General features: G+C 45.2%; 20 protein-coding genes. 12 read left to right on the top strand and 8 right to left on the bottom strand.

The window, feature by feature from the left end; translation table 11 throughout:
* Positions 1-38: 38 nt before the first annotated feature.
* The 3 genes from ACRRQV_RS11985 to ACRRQV_RS11995 are packed head-to-tail and all read right to left on the bottom strand — an operon-like array spanning position 39 to position 2,456.
* Complete coding sequence (locus tag ACRRQV_RS11985) at positions 39-608, bottom strand: 5' nucleotidase, NT5C type (protein WP_432531103.1); 570 nt, start codon at positions 606-608, stop codon at positions 39-41.
* Complete coding sequence (ribD, locus tag ACRRQV_RS11990; protein ID WP_432531105.1) at positions 605-1,708, bottom strand: bifunctional diaminohydroxyphosphoribosylaminopyrimidine deaminase/5-amino-6-(5-phosphoribosylamino)uracil reductase RibD; 1,104 nt, start codon at positions 1,706-1,708, stop codon at positions 605-607. The genes ACRRQV_RS11985 and ribD overlap by 4 nt, the downstream gene beginning before the upstream one ends.
* Entirely contained in the window at positions 1,695-2,456 is a 762-nt protein-coding gene (locus ACRRQV_RS11995) for a GTP cyclohydrolase II (RefSeq protein WP_432531107.1), read from the bottom strand. Before ACRRQV_RS11995 ends, ribD begins: the two co-directional genes overlap by 14 nt.
* 178 nt (positions 2,457-2,634) lie before the next feature.
* Here ACRRQV_RS11995 and ACRRQV_RS12000 point away from each other — a divergent pair, with 178 nt between their 5' ends.
* From ACRRQV_RS12000 to ACRRQV_RS12010, 3 genes are read left to right on the top strand one after another with little or no spacing between them, the layout of a single operon-like run.
* Complete coding sequence (locus tag ACRRQV_RS12000; protein ID WP_432531109.1) at positions 2,635-3,135, top strand: ferritin; 501 nt, start codon at positions 2,635-2,637, stop codon at positions 3,133-3,135.
* Between the two features lie 56 nt (positions 3,136-3,191).
* Positions 3,192-3,923: an ABC transporter ATP-binding protein gene (locus ACRRQV_RS12005; RefSeq protein WP_432531112.1), complete on the top strand. Its 732-nt coding sequence runs from the start codon at positions 3,192-3,194 to the stop codon at positions 3,921-3,923.
* On the top strand, positions 3,920-4,669 hold the full coding sequence (locus tag ACRRQV_RS12010; RefSeq protein ID WP_432531114.1) for an ABC transporter permease: 750 nt from the start codon (positions 3,920-3,922) through the stop codon (positions 4,667-4,669). Before ACRRQV_RS12005 ends, ACRRQV_RS12010 begins: the two co-directional genes overlap by 4 nt.
* Positions 4,670-4,723: 54 nt before the next feature.
* Here the strand turns inward: ACRRQV_RS12010 and ACRRQV_RS12015 are convergent, their stop codons facing one another.
* Positions 4,724-5,131, bottom strand: a complete 408-nt coding sequence (locus ACRRQV_RS12015) for a GNAT family N-acetyltransferase (protein WP_432531116.1) — start codon at positions 5,129-5,131, stop codon at positions 4,724-4,726.
* 178 nt (positions 5,132-5,309) lie between these two features.
* Here ACRRQV_RS12015 and ACRRQV_RS12020 point away from each other — a divergent pair, with 178 nt between their 5' ends.
* From ACRRQV_RS12020 to ACRRQV_RS12035, 4 genes are all read left to right on the top strand, one after another.
* Positions 5,310-6,299, top strand: coding sequence for a S8 family peptidase (locus ACRRQV_RS12020; protein WP_432531118.1), 990 nt, complete (start codon positions 5,310-5,312; stop codon positions 6,297-6,299).
* A gap of 79 nt (positions 6,300-6,378) precedes the next feature.
* Positions 6,379-7,806, top strand: a complete 1,428-nt coding sequence (locus ACRRQV_RS12025; RefSeq protein ID WP_432531120.1) for an anion permease — start codon at positions 6,379-6,381, stop codon at positions 7,804-7,806.
* 256 nt (positions 7,807-8,062) lie between these two features.
* Positions 8,063-8,479 carry a DUF485 domain-containing protein gene (locus tag ACRRQV_RS12030; RefSeq protein ID WP_432531122.1) on the top strand — a complete coding sequence of 139 codons (417 nt, stop codon included), beginning with the start codon at positions 8,063-8,065 and terminating at the stop codon, positions 8,477-8,479.
* Entirely contained in the window at positions 8,476-10,011 is a 1,536-nt protein-coding gene (locus tag ACRRQV_RS12035; protein WP_432531124.1) for a solute symporter family protein, read from the top strand. Before ACRRQV_RS12030 ends, ACRRQV_RS12035 begins: the two co-directional genes overlap by 4 nt.
* Before the next feature lie 280 nt (positions 10,012-10,291).
* Here ACRRQV_RS12035 and ACRRQV_RS12040 read toward each other — a convergent pair whose 3' ends face one another.
* Entirely contained in the window at positions 10,292-10,525 is a 234-nt protein-coding gene (locus ACRRQV_RS12040) for a hypothetical protein (protein ID WP_432531126.1), read from the bottom strand.
* A 364-nt stretch (positions 10,526-10,889) separates the two neighbouring features.
* Between ACRRQV_RS12040 and coaW the strand changes: the two genes are divergently transcribed.
* Entirely contained in the window at positions 10,890-11,696 is an 807-nt protein-coding gene (gene coaW, locus ACRRQV_RS12045; protein WP_432531128.1) for a type II pantothenate kinase, read from the top strand.
* A gap of 31 nt (positions 11,697-11,727) precedes the next feature.
* On the opposite strand, the gene ACRRQV_RS12050 is transcribed toward coaW, so the two are convergent.
* On the bottom strand, positions 11,728-12,288 hold the full coding sequence (locus ACRRQV_RS12050) for a nitroreductase family protein (protein ID WP_432531130.1): 561 nt from the start codon (positions 12,286-12,288) through the stop codon (positions 11,728-11,730).
* A 158-nt stretch (positions 12,289-12,446) separates the two neighbouring features.
* Between ACRRQV_RS12050 and ACRRQV_RS12055 the strand changes: the two genes are divergently transcribed.
* Positions 12,447-13,838: a protoporphyrinogen oxidase gene (locus ACRRQV_RS12055; protein WP_432531132.1), complete on the top strand. Its 1,392-nt coding sequence runs from the start codon at positions 12,447-12,449 to the stop codon at positions 13,836-13,838.
* Between the two features lie 141 nt (positions 13,839-13,979).
* On the opposite strand, the gene katA is transcribed toward ACRRQV_RS12055, so the two are convergent.
* Positions 13,980-15,449 carry a catalase KatA gene (katA, locus tag ACRRQV_RS12060; RefSeq protein WP_432531134.1) on the bottom strand — a complete coding sequence of 490 codons (1,470 nt, stop codon included), beginning with the start codon at positions 15,447-15,449 and terminating at the stop codon, positions 13,980-13,982.
* A gap of 255 nt (positions 15,450-15,704) precedes the next feature.
* Positions 15,705-16,955, bottom strand: a complete 1,251-nt coding sequence (locus tag ACRRQV_RS12065) for a LysM peptidoglycan-binding domain-containing protein (RefSeq protein ID WP_432531136.1) — start codon at positions 16,953-16,955, stop codon at positions 15,705-15,707.
* A 320-nt stretch (positions 16,956-17,275) separates the two neighbouring features.
* Between ACRRQV_RS12065 and ACRRQV_RS12070 the strand changes: the two genes are divergently transcribed.
* The 3 genes from ACRRQV_RS12070 to fabG all read left to right on the top strand — a co-directional run bounded on the left by ACRRQV_RS12070 (position 17,276) and on the right by fabG (position 20,315).
* On the top strand, positions 17,276-18,832 hold the full coding sequence (locus ACRRQV_RS12070; protein WP_432531138.1) for a fatty acid--CoA ligase: 1,557 nt from the start codon (positions 17,276-17,278) through the stop codon (positions 18,830-18,832).
* A gap of 95 nt (positions 18,833-18,927) precedes the next feature.
* On the top strand, positions 18,928-19,323 hold the full coding sequence (locus ACRRQV_RS12075) for a hotdog fold thioesterase (protein WP_432531140.1): 396 nt from the start codon (positions 18,928-18,930) through the stop codon (positions 19,321-19,323).
* Positions 19,324-19,550: 227 nt separating this feature from the next.
* The gene (gene fabG, locus ACRRQV_RS12080) at positions 19,551-20,315 is read left to right on the top strand and encodes a 3-oxoacyl-ACP reductase FabG (RefSeq protein WP_432531142.1); all 765 of its coding nucleotides are present in this window, start codon (positions 19,551-19,553) and stop codon (positions 20,313-20,315) included.
* Positions 20,316-20,319 lie beyond the last annotated feature (4 nt).

The following is a 20,319-nucleotide window of genomic DNA, read 5'->3' on the forward strand; positions in this document are numbered from 1 at the left end:
AAAGTGGTTCCAGTCATTGGAACCACTTTTTTTCTGCATTAAATTTTCTGCCCGAGCAATTCGTCTGCATCGGCCCATTCAAAAATACGCGGCAGTTCCAACTCTCGGTTATAAGACTGGTCTTTCACAATCGCCTTTACTGGCGTGCCAACTAACGTATCGAGTACTTCAGGCTTGTCATCGACATAGCAATCAAGCTGTAAGCGTTTGATGGTTTCCACTTTTTCTGCGTCTTTCATGCCGCAAAAAAAGCGATCTTCCTGAACCGGAAAGCCTTGCTTTTTCATCCAGGTTTTCGTGTTTTCGCCATGGATAGACGTCCGGGCAGTTATATAGTAAATTTCATGCCCTTCTGCATGAAGCCGCTGCAGGCATTCGACTGCACCGGAATAAGGCGGGCAGTCAGTGAAATAAATTTCTTCCAATAAACCATTCCAAAGCTCTTTTCCTTGCAGGTCCGTTAACCCAAACGGTTCGTGGATTTCCACACGATTTAAGGCGCGGAAAGCAGCGATGGGCACTTCTTGCGCCAACTTTTTTTGGTAAAGGTGAAAAGCAAATTCGCGCAAGCCGATTAATGTATCGTCGATATCAAAACCAAATCTCATTTCGCATTACCTCGTTTTTCAGGGTAACCTGTAAATTTAAAGTCTTTCCCGATTTTTTCGAATTCGCCGTCTGTCAGTTCCACGGCATCTTTCATCAAAGCGATGCCTTCTCCTTCGATAAAGGTTGGGGCTTGTTTGCCGCCAATAAGCTTGGGTGCAAAATACACCACCACTTTATCAACGAGGCCCTTTTCCAAAAATGCGGCATGGATGGTGCCTCCTCCTTCAAGGAAAAGGGAAGAGATGCTTTTTTCGCCAAGCGTGCGAACGACCTCTTGAACGTCCACACGTGTTTGTCCGCTGGTATCAAAAATGGAGATGCCAGCGCTTTCGAGCTCAGTCCGTTTTGCTTGATCGTAGGTTTGGCTCGTGAAAATCCATGTTTCCGCCAACCTGTCTCTGACTAATTTAGCATCTAGTGGGATGCGAAGAGACGAGTCCAAAACGATGCGAAGCGGATTGCGCCCATTTGGAACACGGGCGGTCAGCTCGGGGTCATCTTCAATTACAGTTCCTATGCCCACAAGAATTGCCATGTTTTCGCTTCGCAGCTGATGCACATCCTGTCGCGCTGCTTCCGATGTAATCCATTTGCTGTCTAGAGAATGGGTGGCGATTTTGCCATCCAATGTTGAAGCGGCTTTTAACGTAACAAACGGCTGTTTTTCAACGATGAATTTATTGAAAACCTCGTTCATTTTTTGAGACTCTTCTTCCCGGACGCCCACTGTCACTTCAATGCCGGCAGCTTCCAGCATTTTCACGCCATTTCCGGACACGAGCGGGTTGGGATCGAGCGTAGCGACAACAACTTTCTGGATGCCGGCATCAATGATGGCTTGGGCGCATGGACCTGTCCGGCCATAATGCGAACACGGTTCAAGCGTCACGTAAATGGTGCCGCCGCGCGCAAGTTCTCCAGCCATGCGAATGGCATGGATTTCGGCATGCGGTTCGCCGGCTTTCAAGTGGGCGCCAATTCCTGCGATGCGCCCCCCGTTGACGATAACAGAACCGACGAGCGGGTTTGGGTCGGTTTGGCCTTTCATGTTGCGGGCATTGCTTAATGCCAAGTCCATGTAAAACTCATGGTGCGGCATGGACAACGGCCTCCTCGTTTTTCAAATGGCCGGAGCGATTGATTTTCGTCTGCAAATAGTTCGAGTTGAATTCGGATTCATCTCCCCAAATGGAAATCCGGCCTTTCATTGGAAGCCCTGCGTTTTCAAGCGCGGCCAATTTCTTCGGATTGTTGGTAATAAGGGTAACGGGTTTTGAACGCAAGGTTTTCAACACGGCAATGGCATCGCCATAATTTCTGGAATCGTCGACAAAACCAAGGCTTTCATTCGCTTCGACGGTATCGTAGCCGTTTTCTTGAAGCACATAAGCCATCGCTTTGCTGAAAAGCCCAATTCCGCGTCCTTCGTGATTCGCCAAATAAAACAATGCGCCCGTGCCGTTTTCCACGATTTGCTTCATGGAATTTTTTAGTTGGAATCCGCAGTCGCAGCGCTTGCTGCCAAAAATATCGCCTGTGTGGCAAATGGAATGCATGCGGATCAACGCATCATCCGACTGTTCGAAATCCCCATAGACCAGTACGCTGGACTGCTGGTATTCGGCTAGATTTGAAGAAGAAAGTTTTTGGATGATGCTCTCATAATCTTCGGTCACTTCATCATAATTAAGCCAGCAATACCAGTTGAAAACAACCGTTTCGCCATATAAATCAACGGGCAAGCGAATAGGGCCCACCAAGTAAATGGCGCCTTCTTCAGACTTGATCAATTGGATCTTATCTTTTAACACTGCAAACACATTTGGTTCTAATCTCATTTCTCCCATAATAATGACCTCCTAATAGTATTGCTTTTCTTAATTAAAGTTATCATACTACAACTGATTACTAAAAGTAAGTGAAAAGTTTCAAATGAATATTTAGACTTGTTTTACAAAGCTTCACTTAGTATGGTATATTGTCTACATTAGAATGATTCTAAATAAGAAAAAGGAGGAAGACAATATGTTACCAGCAAAATTAGCATTAGCATTGAACGATCAATTTAACAATGAATTGCAAGCATCTCATTCGTACACGGCAATGGCGGCTTATTTTTCGAAAAAAGGGTATCATGGATTCGCCAATTTCTATTTAGTTCAATCAAGAGAAGAACACCTTCATGCAATGAAGTTTTATGATTTTTTAATTACTATGGATGAAAAGCCGGTTCTTCAAGCATTAAGTGAACCTAAAAATCAGTTTGCAGATGCCATGGACGTTATCGAAAGTTCCCTTGCCCAAGAAAAAGACGTTACCAGCAATATTTATGCACTGGTGACGCTGGCCGATGAACTGCAGGAACATTCTACCTTATCATTTTTGGATTGGTTTATTGAAGAACAGATGGAAGAAGAAAAGCTGTTCCGCGACATTATGGTGCGGATGAAACATATCGACGAAGGCGGCGAATATTTCTTGAAAATGAATGATGAATTCGCTGCACGGAAATTAGAAGAAGCGTAATGCGGAAACAGCACACTTATTCGTGTGCTGTTTTATTTTTAGAAGGAAGTGAACTTATGCCAAACCGCAGCGAGTCTGCCATACAATTTGAACGCGTTGATTATTTTGTGAAAGACGTACATATCTTAAAGGGAATAACAGGTTCTTTTCCGAAAGGCAAAATCACCACCTTAGTCGGTCCGTCCGGAGCGGGGAAAAGCACGTTGCTGAAATTATGCAATAGCTTGCTGTCGCCTCGTTCAGGCGAAATTTTTATTAAGGGGCAAAAGATTGATCAGTTTGAACCGACTGATTTGCGCAGGCTTGTCGGCATAGCTTTGCAAAGTGCTCCTATGATCAGCGGCAGCGTCTATAAAAATTTGGCGCTTCCCCTGGAGCTTCAAGGTAAAAAGCTGGAAATGAGTGAAGCAAAGCAGTTGCTTCGAGATGTCGGACTGGAAGACACGTTTCTTCCGCACAAAGTAACGGAGTTGTCTGGCGGCCAGCGCCAAAAAGTATCCATTGCCCGAACGCTGGTCAACCGGCCGGAAATTTTGCTGCTTGATGAAATCACATCTTCGTTAGACCGCACGTCGCTAAAGGAAATTGAAGAATTGATTTGCAACATAAACCGCAAGTACGGCACGACCATCATTTGGATTACCCATAACCTCCACCAAGCATTGGCAATCGGGGATTTCACATGGGTCATGATGGACGGCGAAGTCATTGAAATGGGAGAAAGTACATTATTAGAAGCACCGGCCACTGAAAAAGTGAAACGTTTTGTTAAGGGGGGGGCGCTGTGAGTTACGGAACCTTGTCGATCACGTTGATCTTTGTGGCCATTCCGCTCGTGTTATCTAAAACGCTGAAACTTGGTTTGGAGAAAGACACCACCATTGCGACGCTGCGTTCGATTGTCCAATTGCTGGCTGTGGGGTTCGTTTTGAAATTTGTTTTCGATTCGGAAAGCTTGCTGTATATAGTTTTAATGGTCGGGCTGATGATTGCAGCAGCTACACACAATGCGCAGAAAAAAGGGGCAGCCATCAAAGGCATCGTTTGGAAAGTCGCCGTTACGTTGACGTTTGTTGAAGTGCTGACGCAAAGCGTTTTGCTTGGCTTCCACATTACACCGCCGACTGCGCAATACATCATTTCCATCAGCGGCATGGTCATCGGCAATTCGATGGTACTGGCAATCCTTTTTCTCAATCGCTTCACCGCGGAAGTCGAATCGCGCCAAGATGAAACGGAATTGATTTTGTCGCTCGGCGGAACGCCGAAACAAGCGATTCACAATCAATTGCTTCAAGCCATCAAAGCCAGTATGATTCCCACGATCGAAAGCCAGAAAACGGTTGGCCTTGTTCAATTGCCTGGTATGATGAGCGGCCAAATTATCGCCGGAGCAGATCCAATCCAGGCAGTTCAATTTCAATTGCTGATCATGTTTCTGTTGTTGACGACTGCTGCGCTTACCAGTTCCATGCTCGGTTTTTTGTCTTATCCAACGTTGTTTAATCAAAGGCTTCAGTTTATTAAAAACTGAGTGGGCCAACGATAAAAAGCCGGGCAGTTTCAGCTGCCCGGCTTTTGTATTTGTTTACAAGTATTTTTGCATTCCGGCAGCGTCGTCTGGCCGAGCTTCAAAGCCGAATTTTTGATAAAAGCCCATTTTGCCTTTGGCGCTTGTAAGCTGGATCCATTTCATACCATCCTTCTGGCATTTTTCAATAAGCTCTGTCAAAATACGGCTGCCGATGCCTTTTTGCTGAAAGTCCGGATGGATAATCATATCGCCGATAAAAGTTTGGTAAACGCCATCGGAAATCACGCGGCCATAACCAACCAAATTTTCTCCTTCATAAGCGCATACCATAAAATAGCTATGGCTAATGGCTTTAAACAAATCGTCTGGAGTAAAGGCGTATTTTACATTCCAGCCTGTCGTTTCGAATAAATCATGAAAAGCGTATTTATTGGGCAACTGGTTTTCATAGCGAATGACCATGTGTACACCTCCTGCAGGTTAGTAATAATTTCTATCATGCCACTGCTGGCTGTGAAAAGCCAGAGGGCTCTTGCCAAGAAAAAATTTCGGTTTAATTAAAGCAGGAATAGGGAAAGCGGAAGAGAATTGGATAAGGGAAATGTCGGGTCTTGGCAGTCAGTAAAAAGGAGGAAAACCAATGAATAATATCCATTTGATTCCTTACCGTATTGAAGAAATTGCTCCTGTTGCCCCCCAAATTCCAGAAGGAGTTCAAATGATTCAAGCTCCTGAAGTATGGGAGGAAGCCGAGAAAGGAAAAGGCAATGTCATTGCTATACTAGATACTGGCTGCCAGTCGGACCATCCGGATTTGCAAGACCGGATTATTGCTGGCCGGAATTTCACTTCAGATTATAATAGCGACGAAGCAAACTTTGAAGATAATAACGGCCATGGTACCCATGTGGCAGGAACTGCAGCGGCTTCGTTTCGAGAAGATGGAACCGGCATCGCAGGAGTCGCTCCGGAAGCTTATTTGCTCATTTTAAAAGTGCTGAATGGCGAAGGAAGCGGGGACTATGCAGGCATTATTAACGGCATTAACTTTGCGGTGGATTGGACAGGGCCGAACGGAGAAAAAACGAGCGTCATTTCGATGTCGCTCGGTGGACCCGATAATGTTCCGGAACTTTATGAAGCGGTGAAACGGGCGGTAGACGCAGGCATCCCGATTGTATGTGCTGCTGGAAATGAAGGCGACGCAAGCCCGATTACTGACGAGTTTGCTTATCCCGGCGCTTACCGGGAAGTGATTCAAGTTGGGGCTGTCGATTTTAGCCGAAAGATTGCACCTTTCAGCAATACCAATAACGAAATCGATTTGGTGGCGCCTGGTGTTAACATTTATTCGGCCTTTCCCGGTAACAAGTATGCAAATTTGTCAGGCACGTCAATGGCAACCCCTCATATTTCCGGAGCGCTCGTCTTAGTCAAAAATATAGCAGAAAAAGAATTTGATCGGGTACTCACTGAAGCGGAGCTTTATGCGCAGCTGGTGCGGCGCACTGTACCGCTCGGCTATCCGAAAACAGCCGAAGGGAACGGGTTATTGGCATTGGATATCGTAAACAAATTGGAACAAGTGTTTAAAGCATTCAATTTTACCAATACGATGAACGGTGAATAATGCAGCTGATTTGTGTGCTGAATAAAAAGAAAAGTTGAACGGTGTTGGATGATCTGCTCATAAGATAGGAGGGGGTAGTATGCCTGCAGAAGAAAAACAGGGAGAAGTAAATTGGCGTGCCCTTTTAATTTGTGTGGCAATCGGCTCTATTTTATGGTTTATCCCTCCGCCAAATGAACTGGAGGCAGCCGCCTGGCATTTATTCAGTATTTTTGTAGCAACCATTGTGGCTTTGGTGATCAAGCCGGTTCCCATGGGAAGCACCGCCATCATCGCATTGACTCTTATCGTTTTGACGCAGACCTTGACATTGGAAGAATCGTTAAGCGGTTTTCAAAATACAACCATCTGGTTGATCGTCATTGCTTTCTTTATCTCCCGTGGGTTTATCAAAACAGGTTTAGGGACAAGAATCGCTTATCTATTTGTCCGGCTCTTCGGCAAAAAAACGTTAGGGCTGTCGTATGCGATGCTTTTCAGCGATCTGATTCTTGCGCCAGCCATGCCGTCTAATACCGCCCGAGCCGGCGGAATCATTTTTCCAATTATTCGGTCACTCGCAGAAACATACGAGTCGAGAGTAGGGGATGGAACAGAGCGAAGAGTTGGCGCTTTTTTAACAAAAACGGCTTTTCAAGGCGACATGATCACTTCCGCCATGTTTGTCACGGCTATGGCAGCCAATCCGCTAGCTGTCCAGATTACGCAAGATGTTACCGGCGAAACAATCACGTGGGGCGGATGGGCGCTGGCGGCACTCGTCCCGGGTCTGATCAGCCTGTTCCTGATTCCGTTAGTCATTTACAAGCTATATCCGCCGGAATTAAAAGAGACACCGGAAGCTCCTGACATTGCTGGGCGTAAGCTTAAAGAAATGGGCCCTCTGAAAAGATCGGAAAAGTACATGATTGGCGTATTCGTGCTATTGCTCTCTTTGTGGATTTTTGGTGCCAATATTGGCTTAAATGCCACTACTAGTGCTTTTGTGGGTCTTTGTGTTTTATTATTGACTCAAGTCCTTAGCTGGTCAGATATTAAAAAAGAACAAGGAGCGTGGGACACGCTTGTTTGGTTTGCTGTCCTTGTTATGATGGCGACTTACTTAAATGAATTGGGAATGATTCCGTGGTTTAGTGAATTAATGCAAGAATCCGCCAGCCAATTATCTTGGACGATTGCTTTGATTGTACTGGCCATTGTTTATTTTTATTCTCATTACTTTTTTGCGAGCAACACGGCACATGTCAGTGCCATGTATGCGGCATTTTTGTCAGTGATTGTGGCTGCTGGGGCGCCGCCGCTGCTTTCTGCGCTGATTTTGGCATTTTTTAGCAACTTGTTCGGCTGCTTAACGCATTATGGTGCTGGACCAGCGCCAGTCTTTTTCGGAAGCGGTTATGTCAGCCAGCAAAAATGGTGGTTGCTCGGTTTTGTGATTTCCATTATTCACATAGTCGTATGGATTGGGATAGGAGGGCTTTGGTGGAAATTGCTGGGACTATGGTAAATGAATTTCTTAATATGCTAGCTGAAAATCGCGGTCTTATGGACGATGGACTGCGATTTTTTATGCCTTTTTCTTCCTAACTTATACTGCGTCTGGCGCGGCGCATTCATAAATTTTTCTGTAGTTCTGCTTGCACTTTTGAGAATAAAATAAATGTTGCAAACATACCAATCGGTATTTTATTAATTGACTTGTAAAAAATTACATGTTTTAATAGTTTTTAGATTCAGAAAATTTGATAAAAGAGGTGTTTAGATTGGCGAAAACCATAGCAGGCAACAAACCGTTAGTTGACCATGCAAAAGGAAAGAAGCAAACGGCCAAAGAAAAAACGGCTAAAGGGAAGGCGGTAAATGGACAAATCCCGGATTTTGAAGCGATTGAAGCATCGGCAGGATTTAGGGAGTTGATGCGAAAGAAAAAAGCGTTTTTGGTTCCTACCACTATTTTGTTTTTAGGACTTTATCTACTTTTTAATTTTATTATTTCTTATACCAGTTGGCTGGAAGGCACATTTATTGGGGATATTTCGTGGGTATGGGTATTCGCTTTCGGATTATTCGCCATGACATGGATTTTAGTAACCGTTTACATGAAACGGGCTGCGAAATTTGATGATATGGCTACAGAAACTTTGAAAGAGTTTAATTATGACAAGGAGGAAAATCGATGAATGCAACAGTAATTAGTATATTTTTAGTCATCGTGGCCATGACTCTTGTCATAACGTATTTTGCGGCGAAACGCACGAACTCGACCAGCGATTTTTACACGGCGGGCGGCGGTTTGACTGGCTGGCAAAACGGCATGGCGATTGCGGGAGACTATTTATCGGCCGCTTCGTTCCTTGGAATTGCAGGATCCATTGCGTTATTTGGCTTTGATGGCTTCTTGTTTTCCATCGGTTATTTGGTCGCTTATTTGGTGGTATTATTTATCGTAGCGGAACCACTTCGAAATCTCGGAAAATTTACGTTGGCGGATATGATCAATGCGCGTTTTAATGCGAAAAAAGTTCGCGGAGCTGCAGCGTTGAGTTCAATCACCATCGTTATTTTCTATATGATTGCCCAACTTGTTGGGGCAGGCGCACTTATTCAATTATTGTTCGGCATCGATTATATATGGGCGGTTCTTCTTGTAGGGGTCATGATGACGATTTACGTACTGTTCGGCGGGATGACGGCGACCAGTTGGGTTCAAATCATCAAAGCCGTTCTTTTAATGGTCGGAACAGTTATCCTTTCGTTCTTGGTATTGCAGCGTTTTGATTTCAGTATTCTGGAAATGTTTGCTCAAGTGAAAACCGCAACACCACATGGGGAAGCGTTCCTGAATCCAGGCGTGAAGTACAAAATTCCATTGGATACCATTTCTCTTATGCTGGCTTTGGTATTAGGGACTGCCGGTTTGCCGCATATTTTGATGCGTTTCTTCACCGTACGGGATGCTAAAACAGCAAGAAGTTCAGTTATGTGGGCAACATGGATCGTTGGTATTTTCTATGTGATGACGATTTTCCTTGGATTCGGCGCCGCAGCATTTGTCGGTTCAGAAAAAATTATCAGCACTAATGCTGCCGGAAATATGGCAGCACCATTACTGGCGCAAGCGCTGGGCGGAGACATTCTCATGTCGTTCATTTCGGCAGTGGCGTTCGCAACAATTCTAGCCGTTGTAGCTGGATTAGTATTAACGGGAGCTTCGGCTTTTGCGCACGACATTTACGGCCAAATTATTAAAAAAGGGAAAGCGACAGAGCGCCAGCAAATGTTTGCGGCACGTTATGCTTCTGTTGGAGTGTCGATTTTCTCAATCCTTTTGGCAATATTTGCCCAAAGCTTGAACGTCGCGTTCCTTGTATCGCTGGCATTTTGTATCGCAGCCAGTGCGAATTTGCCGGTGATCATTTACACGATTTTCTGGAAGAAATTCAATACGACAGGGGCGGTATCCGCGATTTTTACAGGGCTCATCTCAGCTCTAGTCCTTGTATCCATTAGCCCAAGCGTAATGAATCCTGAAGCTGGACTGGCAATCATTACGGGCAATCCGATCTTCCCGTTAACCAACCCGGCCATCGTTTCCATTCCACTCGGCTTTATCGGTGGAGCAATTGGAACGCTTCTTTCTAAAGAAAGCGACGTTAAAAAGTACGCTGAAGTTAAGGTCCGTGCCAATACCGGCGGATTTAGACAGCTGTAAAAGGTAGATTCAAGACGCCCTTTTCCGAAAAGGGCGTCTTTCTTATGTCTGGCAAATAAAAAGCATGGAAACCCGTTAGCCGGCTTCCATGCTTTTAACTTTGAAGTTGTTGCAAAACCCGATTCCTCCTAACAAGCTAAGCTTGTGGCTGCTTTAGCTCTTGAATTCTTGGAGCTTGGGGCGATTTGATCGGCGCATGCCATGAAGCTTTCAAGGTAAGTATTTGCTTCACTTTAACAATAAAACGGTTTTTTCCTCTAACAAATTTCGCTTCCTCAGCTTACATGAAGGTGAACAAAGAGAATACGGAAGCAACTAAAATAAGCTGGGCGGTGATATATTTCCACAGGTTTAATTTCCGGTCTTCATCAAAGACAAAAGCTTCCAAAATCAACGCAGTCACCATTATGTACAGAAACTCATATCTTCCCGATAAAGACATACACACAAAACCAAGAATAACCGTAAGGCCCATAATGAAAGAAGTGCGCTTGTTTTCTGCTGCCATATCCATTTTTATTCTCCTTTTCTCTAGGTAATTTTGAGGATTCGTTAATCCTTTTTACTTATAGATTGAATTTACTGAATTTATTGTAAAATAAAAACTGGTTCTTTTCCAGTACAAATTTTAAAATAATGGAAGTTGTGCGAAAAAAATGCCATGCTTTAATTTTCTATGTTAAAATTCCTCTTGTGTGCATAAAGAGAAACTTCATTTAGTGGGGGGATTCATCCCTCATTGAATGTTAGTTGATCCAATCGGGTTTTATGGTCAGTTGATCTCCCGCTTGGAGAAGTGAGAGTTTTACTGACCATTAAAATGGAATAAAACAAGCTGGCGTTTCTTTAATGGAAACGTGAGAAAGAGCAGGTGCAAAATGATTGTCGGAATAGATGCAGGCGGTACGCTGATCAAAGTGGCGTATACCGAACTTGGAGAACTTCATTTTACTAAGTTCCCAATTGCGGAAATGGAACGAGTGGCTTCTTGGGTAAATGAAAAAAATGCCAGTAAAGTATGTGTGACAGGAGGCAAAGCTGGCGTCCTTCTTTCGCTGCTGCATAAAGAGGCTAAAGAGATTGTAGAGTTTGAAGCAACCCACCTTGGCGTACGGTATTTGCTTAGCCAAATGGGGCGCACGGAAGATTCCTATCTTGTTACCAATGTCGGAACTGGAACATCTATTCATTGCATTGAAAACAATGTCCAAGAACGCATCGGTGGAACGGGGGTTGGAGGCGGAACGTTATTGGGGTTGTCGCACTTGCTGACGGGAGTCACTGACTATGAAGAAATTGTCCGGATGGCCAGTGCCGGTTCCCGGGATCGAATTGACTTAAAAGTAAAACACATATATGAAGGAAAAGAACCACCGATTTCAGGTGAGTTGACAGCAAGCAATTTTGGAAACAACTTATTTGATGTAGCGGGCAAGTTGTCAAAAGAAGAACTGTTGGCAACGGTAGTCGGGTTGGTCGGAGAAACCGTAAGCACGGTGAGCGTCCATGCAGCCAAGCAATGCGGCTGCTCGACAATCATTTACATCGGTTCGTCGTTTGTCCACAACCCACTGCTGCAAGAAGTCGTTACGAGCTACACCGTACTGCGCGGTGCTTCTCCACTGTTCCTAGAGAACGGGGAGTTCTCAGGAGCAGTCGGCGCAATGTCCTTATTAAGCGAATAAAAAAGACGGCGTGGGAGCTCCACGCCGTCTTTTATTCGTTTATAATCGTTAGTTTCTCTCGGATATCGGTCCGCGGCCGTTTCTCAGGCACGTGTTTCGGGTACCCAATCATCATTGTCGCTACTATTTTTTCGCCAGGGGCTATCCCGATGGCTTCCCGGAACTTCGGATCATAAATCCAGTCGTTGGACCGCCAAATCATACCGATTCCGCGCTCCCAAGCGGCAAGCTGGAAGTTTTGGATCATGGAAGAAATTGCGCCGTAGTCCTCGTCCCATCTTCTTTGTCGAGGGTCTTCCGGCATGATAACAACCAAATGCAACGGAATGTCCCGGAAATACTGGGCTTTGTTTTTAACTTTTTGAGAAACTTCGCCTTCAACGGTTGGCATGGCGCCTACATAAGCCTGGACGAACTTTTCTTTTCCTGCACCGGCGTACAGCTGAAAACGCCACGGTTCATTGACTTTATGGTTTGGGGCCCATCTGGCAACATTCAATAACTCGATAATTTCTTCAACGTCAACAGGATCGGGTTTGAACGATTTAATGGTCCGTCTGCTGATGATATTTTGGTCTATTGCATTCAACATCTTCAATCTCTCCCCTTAATATAAAAAAATGCCTTTCTTTAATCAAACCAGTCCAAGTGGCGAATAGCAAACAAAAGCGTATGAAATCTGACAAATTCTCTCCGGCAACATGCTGGAAATATTGATAAAATGAAGACAACATTAAGGAGTGGATAGGTATGAAAACAGTGGTTGTGGTTGGCGGAGGCATTACCGGCCTGTCTGCCATGCATTATTTGCAGAAGCTGAAAAAAGAGCAGAACCTGGATTTGAACTTAGTGCTTGTCGAACAGCAAGCAGAGCTGGGGGGGAAGATCCGTACGGTGAAAGAGAGAGAATTCATCATGGAGACCGGCGCTGATTCAATCGTGGCCCGGAACGAAAGCGTCATGCCGCTTATTCAGGAATTGGAGCTGGAAGACCGCATTGTCTATAACGGGACTGGCATCTCGTATTTGTATGCCAATAATGAGCTTCACGCCATTCCAGCGGATACAGTGTTCGGCATTCCAATGAACGAAGAAGCATTGTTCAGTTCGACGCTTGTTTCGGAAAAAGGCAAGCAAGCAGCTTTGCGGGATTTTGACACGCCGAACGAGACGTTCACGCGCGACAGCTCAATCGGCGAATTTCTTGAAGCTTTTCTTGGAAAGGAATTGGTCCATAACCAAATCGCTCCTGTGCTGTCCGGCGTTTATTCTGGAGACTTGTATGAATTGACGCTGTCGTCTACCATGCCGTACTTGGTGGACTATAAAAACAAATACGGCAGCATCATCAAGGGGCTCGGCGAAAACAAACAGCGTTTCCAAGGCGCAGCGAATAAAAAATTCATTTCGTTTGATGAAGGCATGGCAGTTTTGATTGACCGGCTGGAAGAAAAACTCGAGAGTGCAACCATCTATAAAGGCGTAGGAGTGAACCGGCTCATTGAAAAAGAGGGGCGCTATGACGTCGAGTTTGCAGACGGGACAGTCCTTGATGCGGATTACGTCGTTTTGGCAACGCCCCATGCTGCCGCGCAGCAATTGCTTGCTTCAAAAGAATTGGATGCAGAATTCAGCCGATTGATCAATTCATCGCTGATCAGCGTTTATTTAGGGTTCGACGTTCCAGATGCCAAGCTTCCGGCAGACGGTACCGGCTTTATCGTTTCACAAGACAGCGATTTGCACTGCAACGCCTGTACATGGACAAGCAGAAAATGGAGCCATACGTCACCGAACGGAAATTTATTGGTTCGCTTGTTTTATAAGAGCTCGCATCCTGCTTATGCGAAATTGAAAAATTTAACGAAAGCGGAACTGGTCGATGTTGCGCTGTCGGATAGCGAAAAAAGCTTGAAAATTACCGCGACACCATTGATTGCCGAAGTGACGAACTGGAAAAACCTCATGCCGAATTACAATATGCAGCATAAAGCGGCAATTAATGCACTTGAAGAAAAAATGGCGCGCGTTGCACCCAACATTAAACTCGCGGGCGCTTCTTATTACGGAGTGGGGATTGGCGCTTGCATTCAAAACGGCAAAGATGTCGCAGAAGCGTTGGAAATGGAGTTGCGCAAGTAAATAAAATTCCTATGCCTAAGAACCAAAAAGAACCGTCGCGAAATATGCAACGGTTCTTTTTTACATTATTTCCAATTTCATGCTGGCTTTAAAACGCAAAAAAGCAGCCGCTCCTCTCAAGGGGCGGCTGCTAATTGAGAATTAAATTGTTTCAGCTAAACCTGGAACTGCTAATCCAAGGCCATTTGCAACACGTGTTCCGAATTCCGGATCAGCTTTGTACAAGTGGCTGATTTGACGAAGTTTGATTTCTTCAACCGTTACGGCGCTCAAGCCGCCGACGAACGTCGCAACAAGGCGATCTTGTTCTTCAGGGCTTTGCAAGCGGTAAAGGTCGCCTGGTTGCGTGTAGAAATCTTCTTCACGGTAAGGTACAGAATCAGTGAAGCCTGATACTTCAAGTGGAGCTGGTTTTGCGGCTGCTGTTTCAGTAGGGCCGCCAAAGCTGTTTGGCTCGTAGTAAACAGAACCGCCGCCGTTTTTGCCAAAGTTCATTTGGCCGTCGCGCTGGTAGTTGTTGACTTGGTTTTTCGCTGCGTTGATCGGCAGCATTTGATGGTTCGCGCCTACGCGGTAGCGATGAGCGTCATGATATGCGAACAAACGGCCTTGAAGCATTTTGTCCGGTGAAACGTCAATGCCAGGAACTAATGTGCCAGGTGAGAATGTAGCCTGCTCAACTTCAGCAAAGTAGTTTTCTGGGTTGCGGTCAAGAACCATGCGGCCAACTTCGATTAATGGATAATCTTTATGAGACCAAGTTTTCGTTACATCGAACGGGTCGAAGCGGTACGTGTTTGCATCTTCCAAAGGCATGATTTGAACGTACATTTTCCAAGCAGGGAAGTCGCCTTCTTCGATTGCGTTGAAGAGATCTTCTGTGTGGAAGTCTGGGTTTTCGCCGGCAATTTTGTCAGCTACTTCTTGCGTGATGTTTTTGATGCCTTGCTCAGTCAGGAAGTGATATTTCACCCAGTGAGACACGCCTTCAGCGTTTGTCCATTTGAATGTATGGCTTCCGAAACCGTGCATGTGGCGAAGTGTCGCAGGAATTCCGCGGTCGCCCATCAAGTAAGTCACTTGGTGCAACGATTCTGGTGACAATGACCAGAAGTCCCACACTGCGTTAGGGTTTTTCAAGTGCGTGCGTGGATCGCGTTTTTGTGTATGGATAAAGTCAGGGAATTTGATCGCATCGCGAATGAAGAAAATCGGTGTGTTGTTGCCGACTAGATCATAGTTTCCTTCTTCTGTATAGAATTTCAATGCGAAACCGCGTGGGTCGCGAACGGTATCAGCCGATCCAAGTTCTCCAGCTACTGTAGAGAAACGGGCGAACATATCGGTGCGTTTGCCAACTTCGGACAGGAAAGCAGCTTTGGTATATTTTGAAACGTCTTGTGTAACTTCAAAGTATCCGTGAGCGCCGGCGCCTTTGGCGTGAACAACTCGCTCAGGAACACGTTCCCGGTTAAAGTGGGCTAATTTTTCAAGAAGATGAACATCTTGAAGCAATACTGGTCCGCGTTGTCCAGCTGTTTGGGAATTCTGGTTGTCGCCAACTGGGGCGCCCCAGCTTGTTGTTAGAGCTCTTTTGTCTGTACTCCTCATTAATCGAACACCTCATTCTCATTTTTATGTAAAAGACTACATTCATAATGATAACATTTTTTAAATTAAAATCAATCCTTAATGATAATCATTATAAAATAGAAACAAAATGTGTGAGAAAAAAATAAACTTTATTTAACAATTAAGGTTTAGTTATGGAAAATAACGGATATATGAGGAATAGCTTTTTAAAAAGAAAGAACCCACTGCATTTTGCCGAATGCAGTGGGCGTAGCTTCTTTTCTTATTTTATTCTCAATCCATTGCATACAAGCGTTTGAAGCTATCAAAGTGCTTGCTCCAGTAACTGTCGCTCAAACTCGTAATTTGAACGCGGTCGCCGCCTGCATGGATGAATTTGTTGTTGCCCATGTAAATGCCGACATGGGAAATGCCTGCGCGATAAGTTCCTTGGAAAAACACAAGATCGCCGACTTGCGGATTGCTCACATCGTATGAGCGTGCATCAAGTCCGGTTGTGTTAGTCCGGGGAACGGAAACGCCAGCTTTGTTGTATACATAATAGATATAGCCGCTGCAATCAAAGCCGCGAGTGGTAGAACCACCCCATACATAAGGGATGCCTGTTAAAGATGTTGCCGTTGAAATAATTTTGTTGACGGTTGCTGAATTGGAAGGAGCCGGTGCTGGAGCAGAAACGGGATCCGTTTTCGGCTGTGTAGCAACGAGGCCGTTTTCAATTTTAAGCACTTGCCCCACGCGGATCAAGTGAGAAGTCAAGTTGTTCCAGTTCATAATTTGTGTGACCGAGACGCCGTGGCGATTGGCGATGCCAGATAACGTATCGCCGCTTACTACTTTATAGGTGCCAGTTGGAGCAGCAGGAGCCGGAGTTGCCGGTTTAGCTGGTATTGGTTGGCTAGTTGAAGCAGAATTCTCGATTTTAAGCACTTGCCCCACACGGATAAGGCTGGAAGATAAATTGTTCCATTTTGTAAGATTGGCTACAGAAACGCCATGTTTTTTAGCAATGCTTGATAAGGTATCGCCGCCCACGACTTTATACGTTTTGCTGCTTACAGGAGCAGTGGCCGCTGGAGTTGCTGGCTTATTAGAAGCAGCAGGCGTAGTTGCTGTGCCGTTTACTTTTAATTGCTGGCCCACACGGATCAAGGAACCGGAAATGCCGTTTAGTTTTTGAAGGGCGCTGACGCTCGTCTTGTATGTCTTTGCGATTTTAGATAACGTGTCCCCAGATTTTACTATGTACGTACTAGACGCTGTTGTGCTTTTAGTTGGTGCAGTTGTTTGCTTCACTGATGTGGTTGTTGGAGCATTCAATGTAATGGTCTGGTTTGCGTGAATCAAATCGGAAGTTAACTTGTTCCATTGTTTAAGGTTCGAAACAGAAACGTTATTTTCAGAAGCAATTTTCCAAAGACTATCTCCGGGTTTAACTGTGTATGAACTTGCTTCAGTCTCCGCTACGCCCAAAAATAATGCTAAAGAACTTGTTGCCAGTACTGAAAAAGCTATTTTCTTCATTTTTTCTCTCCTTCGTATGAAAAATTTATCATAGTAAATTTTAGGCTTTCGAACCTAAGTATTTCTTATTTTATATAAATCGAATGGAATAGGCAATAAGATTTAAAAATGGGTACTTTTGATGGAGTAATTATACATATATATAATCAATAAATATACATATTAAAAAAGACCTTTAAGCCTTGTGCAACAGGTCTTTTTTTTCGTTGAGCTTTCTCCTGTGCTATTAAAAAATAAGTTGTTGCAATATTTATTTTAATCTGACATTATGGAAATATTAAGAAAATGATTCGCCATTCATAAATGGAAGGAATGGTAAAATGTACGCAACATTGGGCAAAATTTTCGATCAAACCGTGAGCAATTATCCTGAAAAAGTCGCCTTGGTAAATGTAAAGAAAGGGCAGCGATGGACCTACCGGGAGTGGCAAGAAGAAGTGCATCGATTGGCCAATGCCTTGGCTTCGGCTGGAGTGGGAAAAGGCGATCGCGTCTCGACTTACCTTTTCAATACTGATGAGCTGGCTACTGCATTATTTGCCTGTGCAAAAATAGGCGCGGTATTCAACCCGATCAATTTCCGGCTTAAGTCAGAAGAAGTCGCCTATATCTTGAATGACGCCAGGCCAAAAGTGGTTTTATTTGAAGAACAGTTGCAGGAGACGATTGCTGCCATCCAGCCGCAATTTTCGGCCATCCAGTTTTGGATTGTTGACGGAGAAAAGCCGGCGTATGCAAAGAGCTTTCACGAAGAAGTGGCAAAATCGAGCAATAAAGATCCACTGGTTGAAGTAAACGAAACAGATACATACGCCATCATGTATACAAGCGGCACTACCGGACGCCCAAAAGGGGTTATCCACCGGCATCGGGATATGGCAGAGCAAAGTTTAATCTGCATGGCAGTCATTAAATACACCAAAGACGACGTGGGGCTTGTCATCGCGCCAATGTTCCATTGTGCAGAGCTGCATTGCTGCATCATTCCGCGGGTCCATGCCGGTGCTTCAAGCGTCATCATGCATCAATTCAATCCGACGGGTGCGTTAGAAGCGATCGAACAAGAAAAAGTGACGGTTATGTTTGCAGTGCCGACTATGTGGAGCATGATGGCCCAGCAAGAAGGAGCCGCTTCGAAAGTAGCGGCATTGCAGCGCGGATTATACGGAGCCGCCCCAATGGCACCCGTTTTGGTCAAAGAAGTAAAAGAAGTGCTGGGAATTGATTTGATTCAAGCGTATGGCCAAACAGAAATGGGGCCAGCCATTACGTTCCTGGCAGAAGGCGATCAGCTGACAAAGGCCGGATCTGCAGGGAAGGCGGCATTTAACCACGAAATCCGCATTGTGCGTCCGAACGAAGACGGTCCATCTGAACCGGAAGATGTCTTAAAGCCCGGAGAAGTGGGCGAAATCATCGTCAAAGGCCCTTGCATGATGGCCGGTTATTTCAACCGCGATGATGCTACGGAAAAAGCCTTGTACAAAGGCTGGTATCATTCAAGCGATTTAGGGTATTTGGATGAAGAAGGCTATTTATACGTGGCCGACCGGGTAGACGATATGATCATCAGCGGCGGTGAAAACATTTACCCGCGCGAAGTAGAAGATGTACTGCATGAGCATCCAGCGGTCCAAGATGTAGCGGTGCTGGGCATACCGGATGAAAAATGGGGAGAGTCAGTGCTGGCGTTTGTCGTTGCAAGCGGCAGCTTGACAGCAGAAGCGCTTGAAGATTTTTGTAAAAATAACGAGAAGCTAGCAGGCTATAAGCGGCCGAGGCATTACCGGTTTGTCGATGAATTGCCGCGCAATGCCAGCGGGAAAATCCAGAAATTCTTATTGCGGGAACTTAGTGTAGAAAGCGGCAGCCATTAAAGAATACCGTTCTTTAATTCGGAAACAGCGGTCGCTTTTAAGGTCCGCTGTTTTTCTTGTTAGCAAAGCCAATAAAAAACGAAAGGAAGTTTGAAATGAAATTAAAACCAGCAGAAGAGACGATTGCAGGGGTGCTCGGCATTGAAATGGGCGAAATCACAGCGGAACGGGTGACGGCCACCATGCCGGTCCACGCAGCTACGCATCAGCCTTTTGGCCAGCTGCATGGCGGTGCTTCGGTCGTTTTGGCTGAATCGGTAGCCAGTATCGGAACGTGGAACTTGATCGACCAGGAGAGCGAGTTCGCGGTAGGGCTTGAAATCAACGCCAATCACATCCGCGGAAAAAGCGAAGGGCTGGTGACAGCGATTGGAACGCCGCTGCATAAAGGGCGGACAACAATGGTATGGGACATTAAAATTATCGATGAAGAAGAAAAATTGATTTGCGTTTCGCGCTGCACCGTGGCAATTGTGAAAAAGAAGAAATAAGATTGGCAACTCTTTTGCGAAGAGCAGCGCCCTTTCATGTATCGAAGCTAGCGTAGCGGTGCAGAGACAATATTCTTTGCATTTCCCAAAGCGTCCGGAGCGGTGTGTAAAAGGATAATTTTTTAGTTCAACTTAATATTTGAGTTTTTTATCTTTTACATACTGACCGTTTAGTAGCTTAAAAAGCAATCGATTTATGAGAAAGCAGATGAAAGGATGAACGAAACATGGCAAAGGCATTTGAAGGAAGAACGGCATTCGTTACAGGAGGAAGCCGCGGGATTGGCCGGCAGATCGTTGAACGGTTTGCCAGTGAAGGGGCCAATGTGGCGATAATTGACGTCAATGAAGAAGCGTTGGCTTCTGCGGAAAGCGAATTAAAAGAAAAAGGCTATTCAGTGTACACGAAAAATGCCAGCGTGACCGACCGTGAACAAATTGAAGCTGCGATGAAAGAAGTGTTCGAGCGTTTTGGCTCTGTTGATATTTTGGTTAACAATGCCGGCGTTATCCGCGATAACATGCTATTTAAAATGACCGATGACGATTGGCTGACGGTTATGGATGTGCATTTGAAAGGGGCGTTTTACGCAACGCGTGCGGCACAGCAGTACATGATTCAAAACAAATACGGGCGCATCATTAATATTTCCTCAACTTCCGCACTCGGCAACCGCGGACAAGCCAACTACTCTACTGCAAAAGCGGGGCTGCAAGGTTTTACGAAAACTTTGGCGATCGAACTTGGAAAGTTTGGCGTAACGGCAAACGCTGTAGCTCCAGGGTTTATTGAAACCGACATGACAAAAGCGACAGCGGAACGAATCGGTGTGCCGTTTGAAGAACTGGTGAAAGCGAGCGTTTCAGCGATTCCGGTTGGCCGGTCCGGGAAACCGGAAGACATTGCAAATGCCGTAGCATTTTTTGCGGATGAGCGATCGTCTTTTGTTAGCGGACAAGTGCTGTATGTGGCGGGTGGACCTCAAGACTAAGAGA

Source organism: Planococcus sp. YIM B11945 (assembly GCF_050864155.1).
In the GTDB taxonomy this organism is placed as follows: domain Bacteria; phylum Bacillota; class Bacilli; order Bacillales_A; family Planococcaceae; genus Planococcus.

Bases quoted from the DNA above. Each gene is read 5' to 3' on its own strand.
- ACRRQV_RS11985 (WP_432531103.1), bottom strand. From the start codon at position 608: ATGAGATTTGGTTTTGATATCGACGATACATTAATCGGCTTGCGCGAA.
- ribD (WP_432531105.1), bottom strand. From the start codon at position 1,708: ATGCCGCACCATGAGTTTTACATGGACTTGGCATTAAGCAATGCCCGC.
- ACRRQV_RS11995 (WP_432531107.1), bottom strand. From the start codon at position 2,456: ATGGGAGAAATGAGATTAGAACCAAATGTGTTTGCAGTGTTAAAAGAT.
- ACRRQV_RS12000 (WP_432531109.1), top strand. From the start codon at position 2,635: ATGTTACCAGCAAAATTAGCATTAGCATTGAACGATCAATTTAACAAT.
- ACRRQV_RS12005 (WP_432531112.1), top strand. From the start codon at position 3,192: ATGCCAAACCGCAGCGAGTCTGCCATACAATTTGAACGCGTTGATTAT.
- ACRRQV_RS12015 (WP_432531116.1), bottom strand. From the start codon at position 5,131: ATGGTCATTCGCTATGAAAACCAGTTGCCCAATAAATACGCTTTTCAT.
- ACRRQV_RS12020 (WP_432531118.1), top strand. From the start codon at position 5,310: ATGAATAATATCCATTTGATTCCTTACCGTATTGAAGAAATTGCTCCT.
- ACRRQV_RS12025 (WP_432531120.1), top strand. From the start codon at position 6,379: ATGCCTGCAGAAGAAAAACAGGGAGAAGTAAATTGGCGTGCCCTTTTA.
- ACRRQV_RS12035 (WP_432531124.1), top strand. From the start codon at position 8,476: ATGAATGCAACAGTAATTAGTATATTTTTAGTCATCGTGGCCATGACT.
- ACRRQV_RS12040 (WP_432531126.1), bottom strand. From the start codon at position 10,525: ATGGATATGGCAGCAGAAAACAAGCGCACTTCTTTCATTATGGGCCTT.
- coaW (WP_432531128.1), top strand. From the start codon at position 10,890: ATGATTGTCGGAATAGATGCAGGCGGTACGCTGATCAAAGTGGCGTAT.
- ACRRQV_RS12050 (WP_432531130.1), bottom strand. From the start codon at position 12,288: ATGTTGAATGCAATAGACCAAAATATCATCAGCAGACGGACCATTAAA.
- ACRRQV_RS12055 (WP_432531132.1), top strand. From the start codon at position 12,447: ATGAAAACAGTGGTTGTGGTTGGCGGAGGCATTACCGGCCTGTCTGCC.
- katA (WP_432531134.1), bottom strand. From the start codon at position 15,449: ATGAGGAGTACAGACAAAAGAGCTCTAACAACAAGCTGGGGCGCCCCA.
- ACRRQV_RS12065 (WP_432531136.1), bottom strand. From the start codon at position 16,955: ATGAAGAAAATAGCTTTTTCAGTACTGGCAACAAGTTCTTTAGCATTA.
- ACRRQV_RS12070 (WP_432531138.1), top strand. From the start codon at position 17,276: ATGTACGCAACATTGGGCAAAATTTTCGATCAAACCGTGAGCAATTAT.
- ACRRQV_RS12075 (WP_432531140.1), top strand. From the start codon at position 18,928: ATGAAATTAAAACCAGCAGAAGAGACGATTGCAGGGGTGCTCGGCATT.
- fabG (WP_432531142.1), top strand. From the start codon at position 19,551: ATGGCAAAGGCATTTGAAGGAAGAACGGCATTCGTTACAGGAGGAAGC.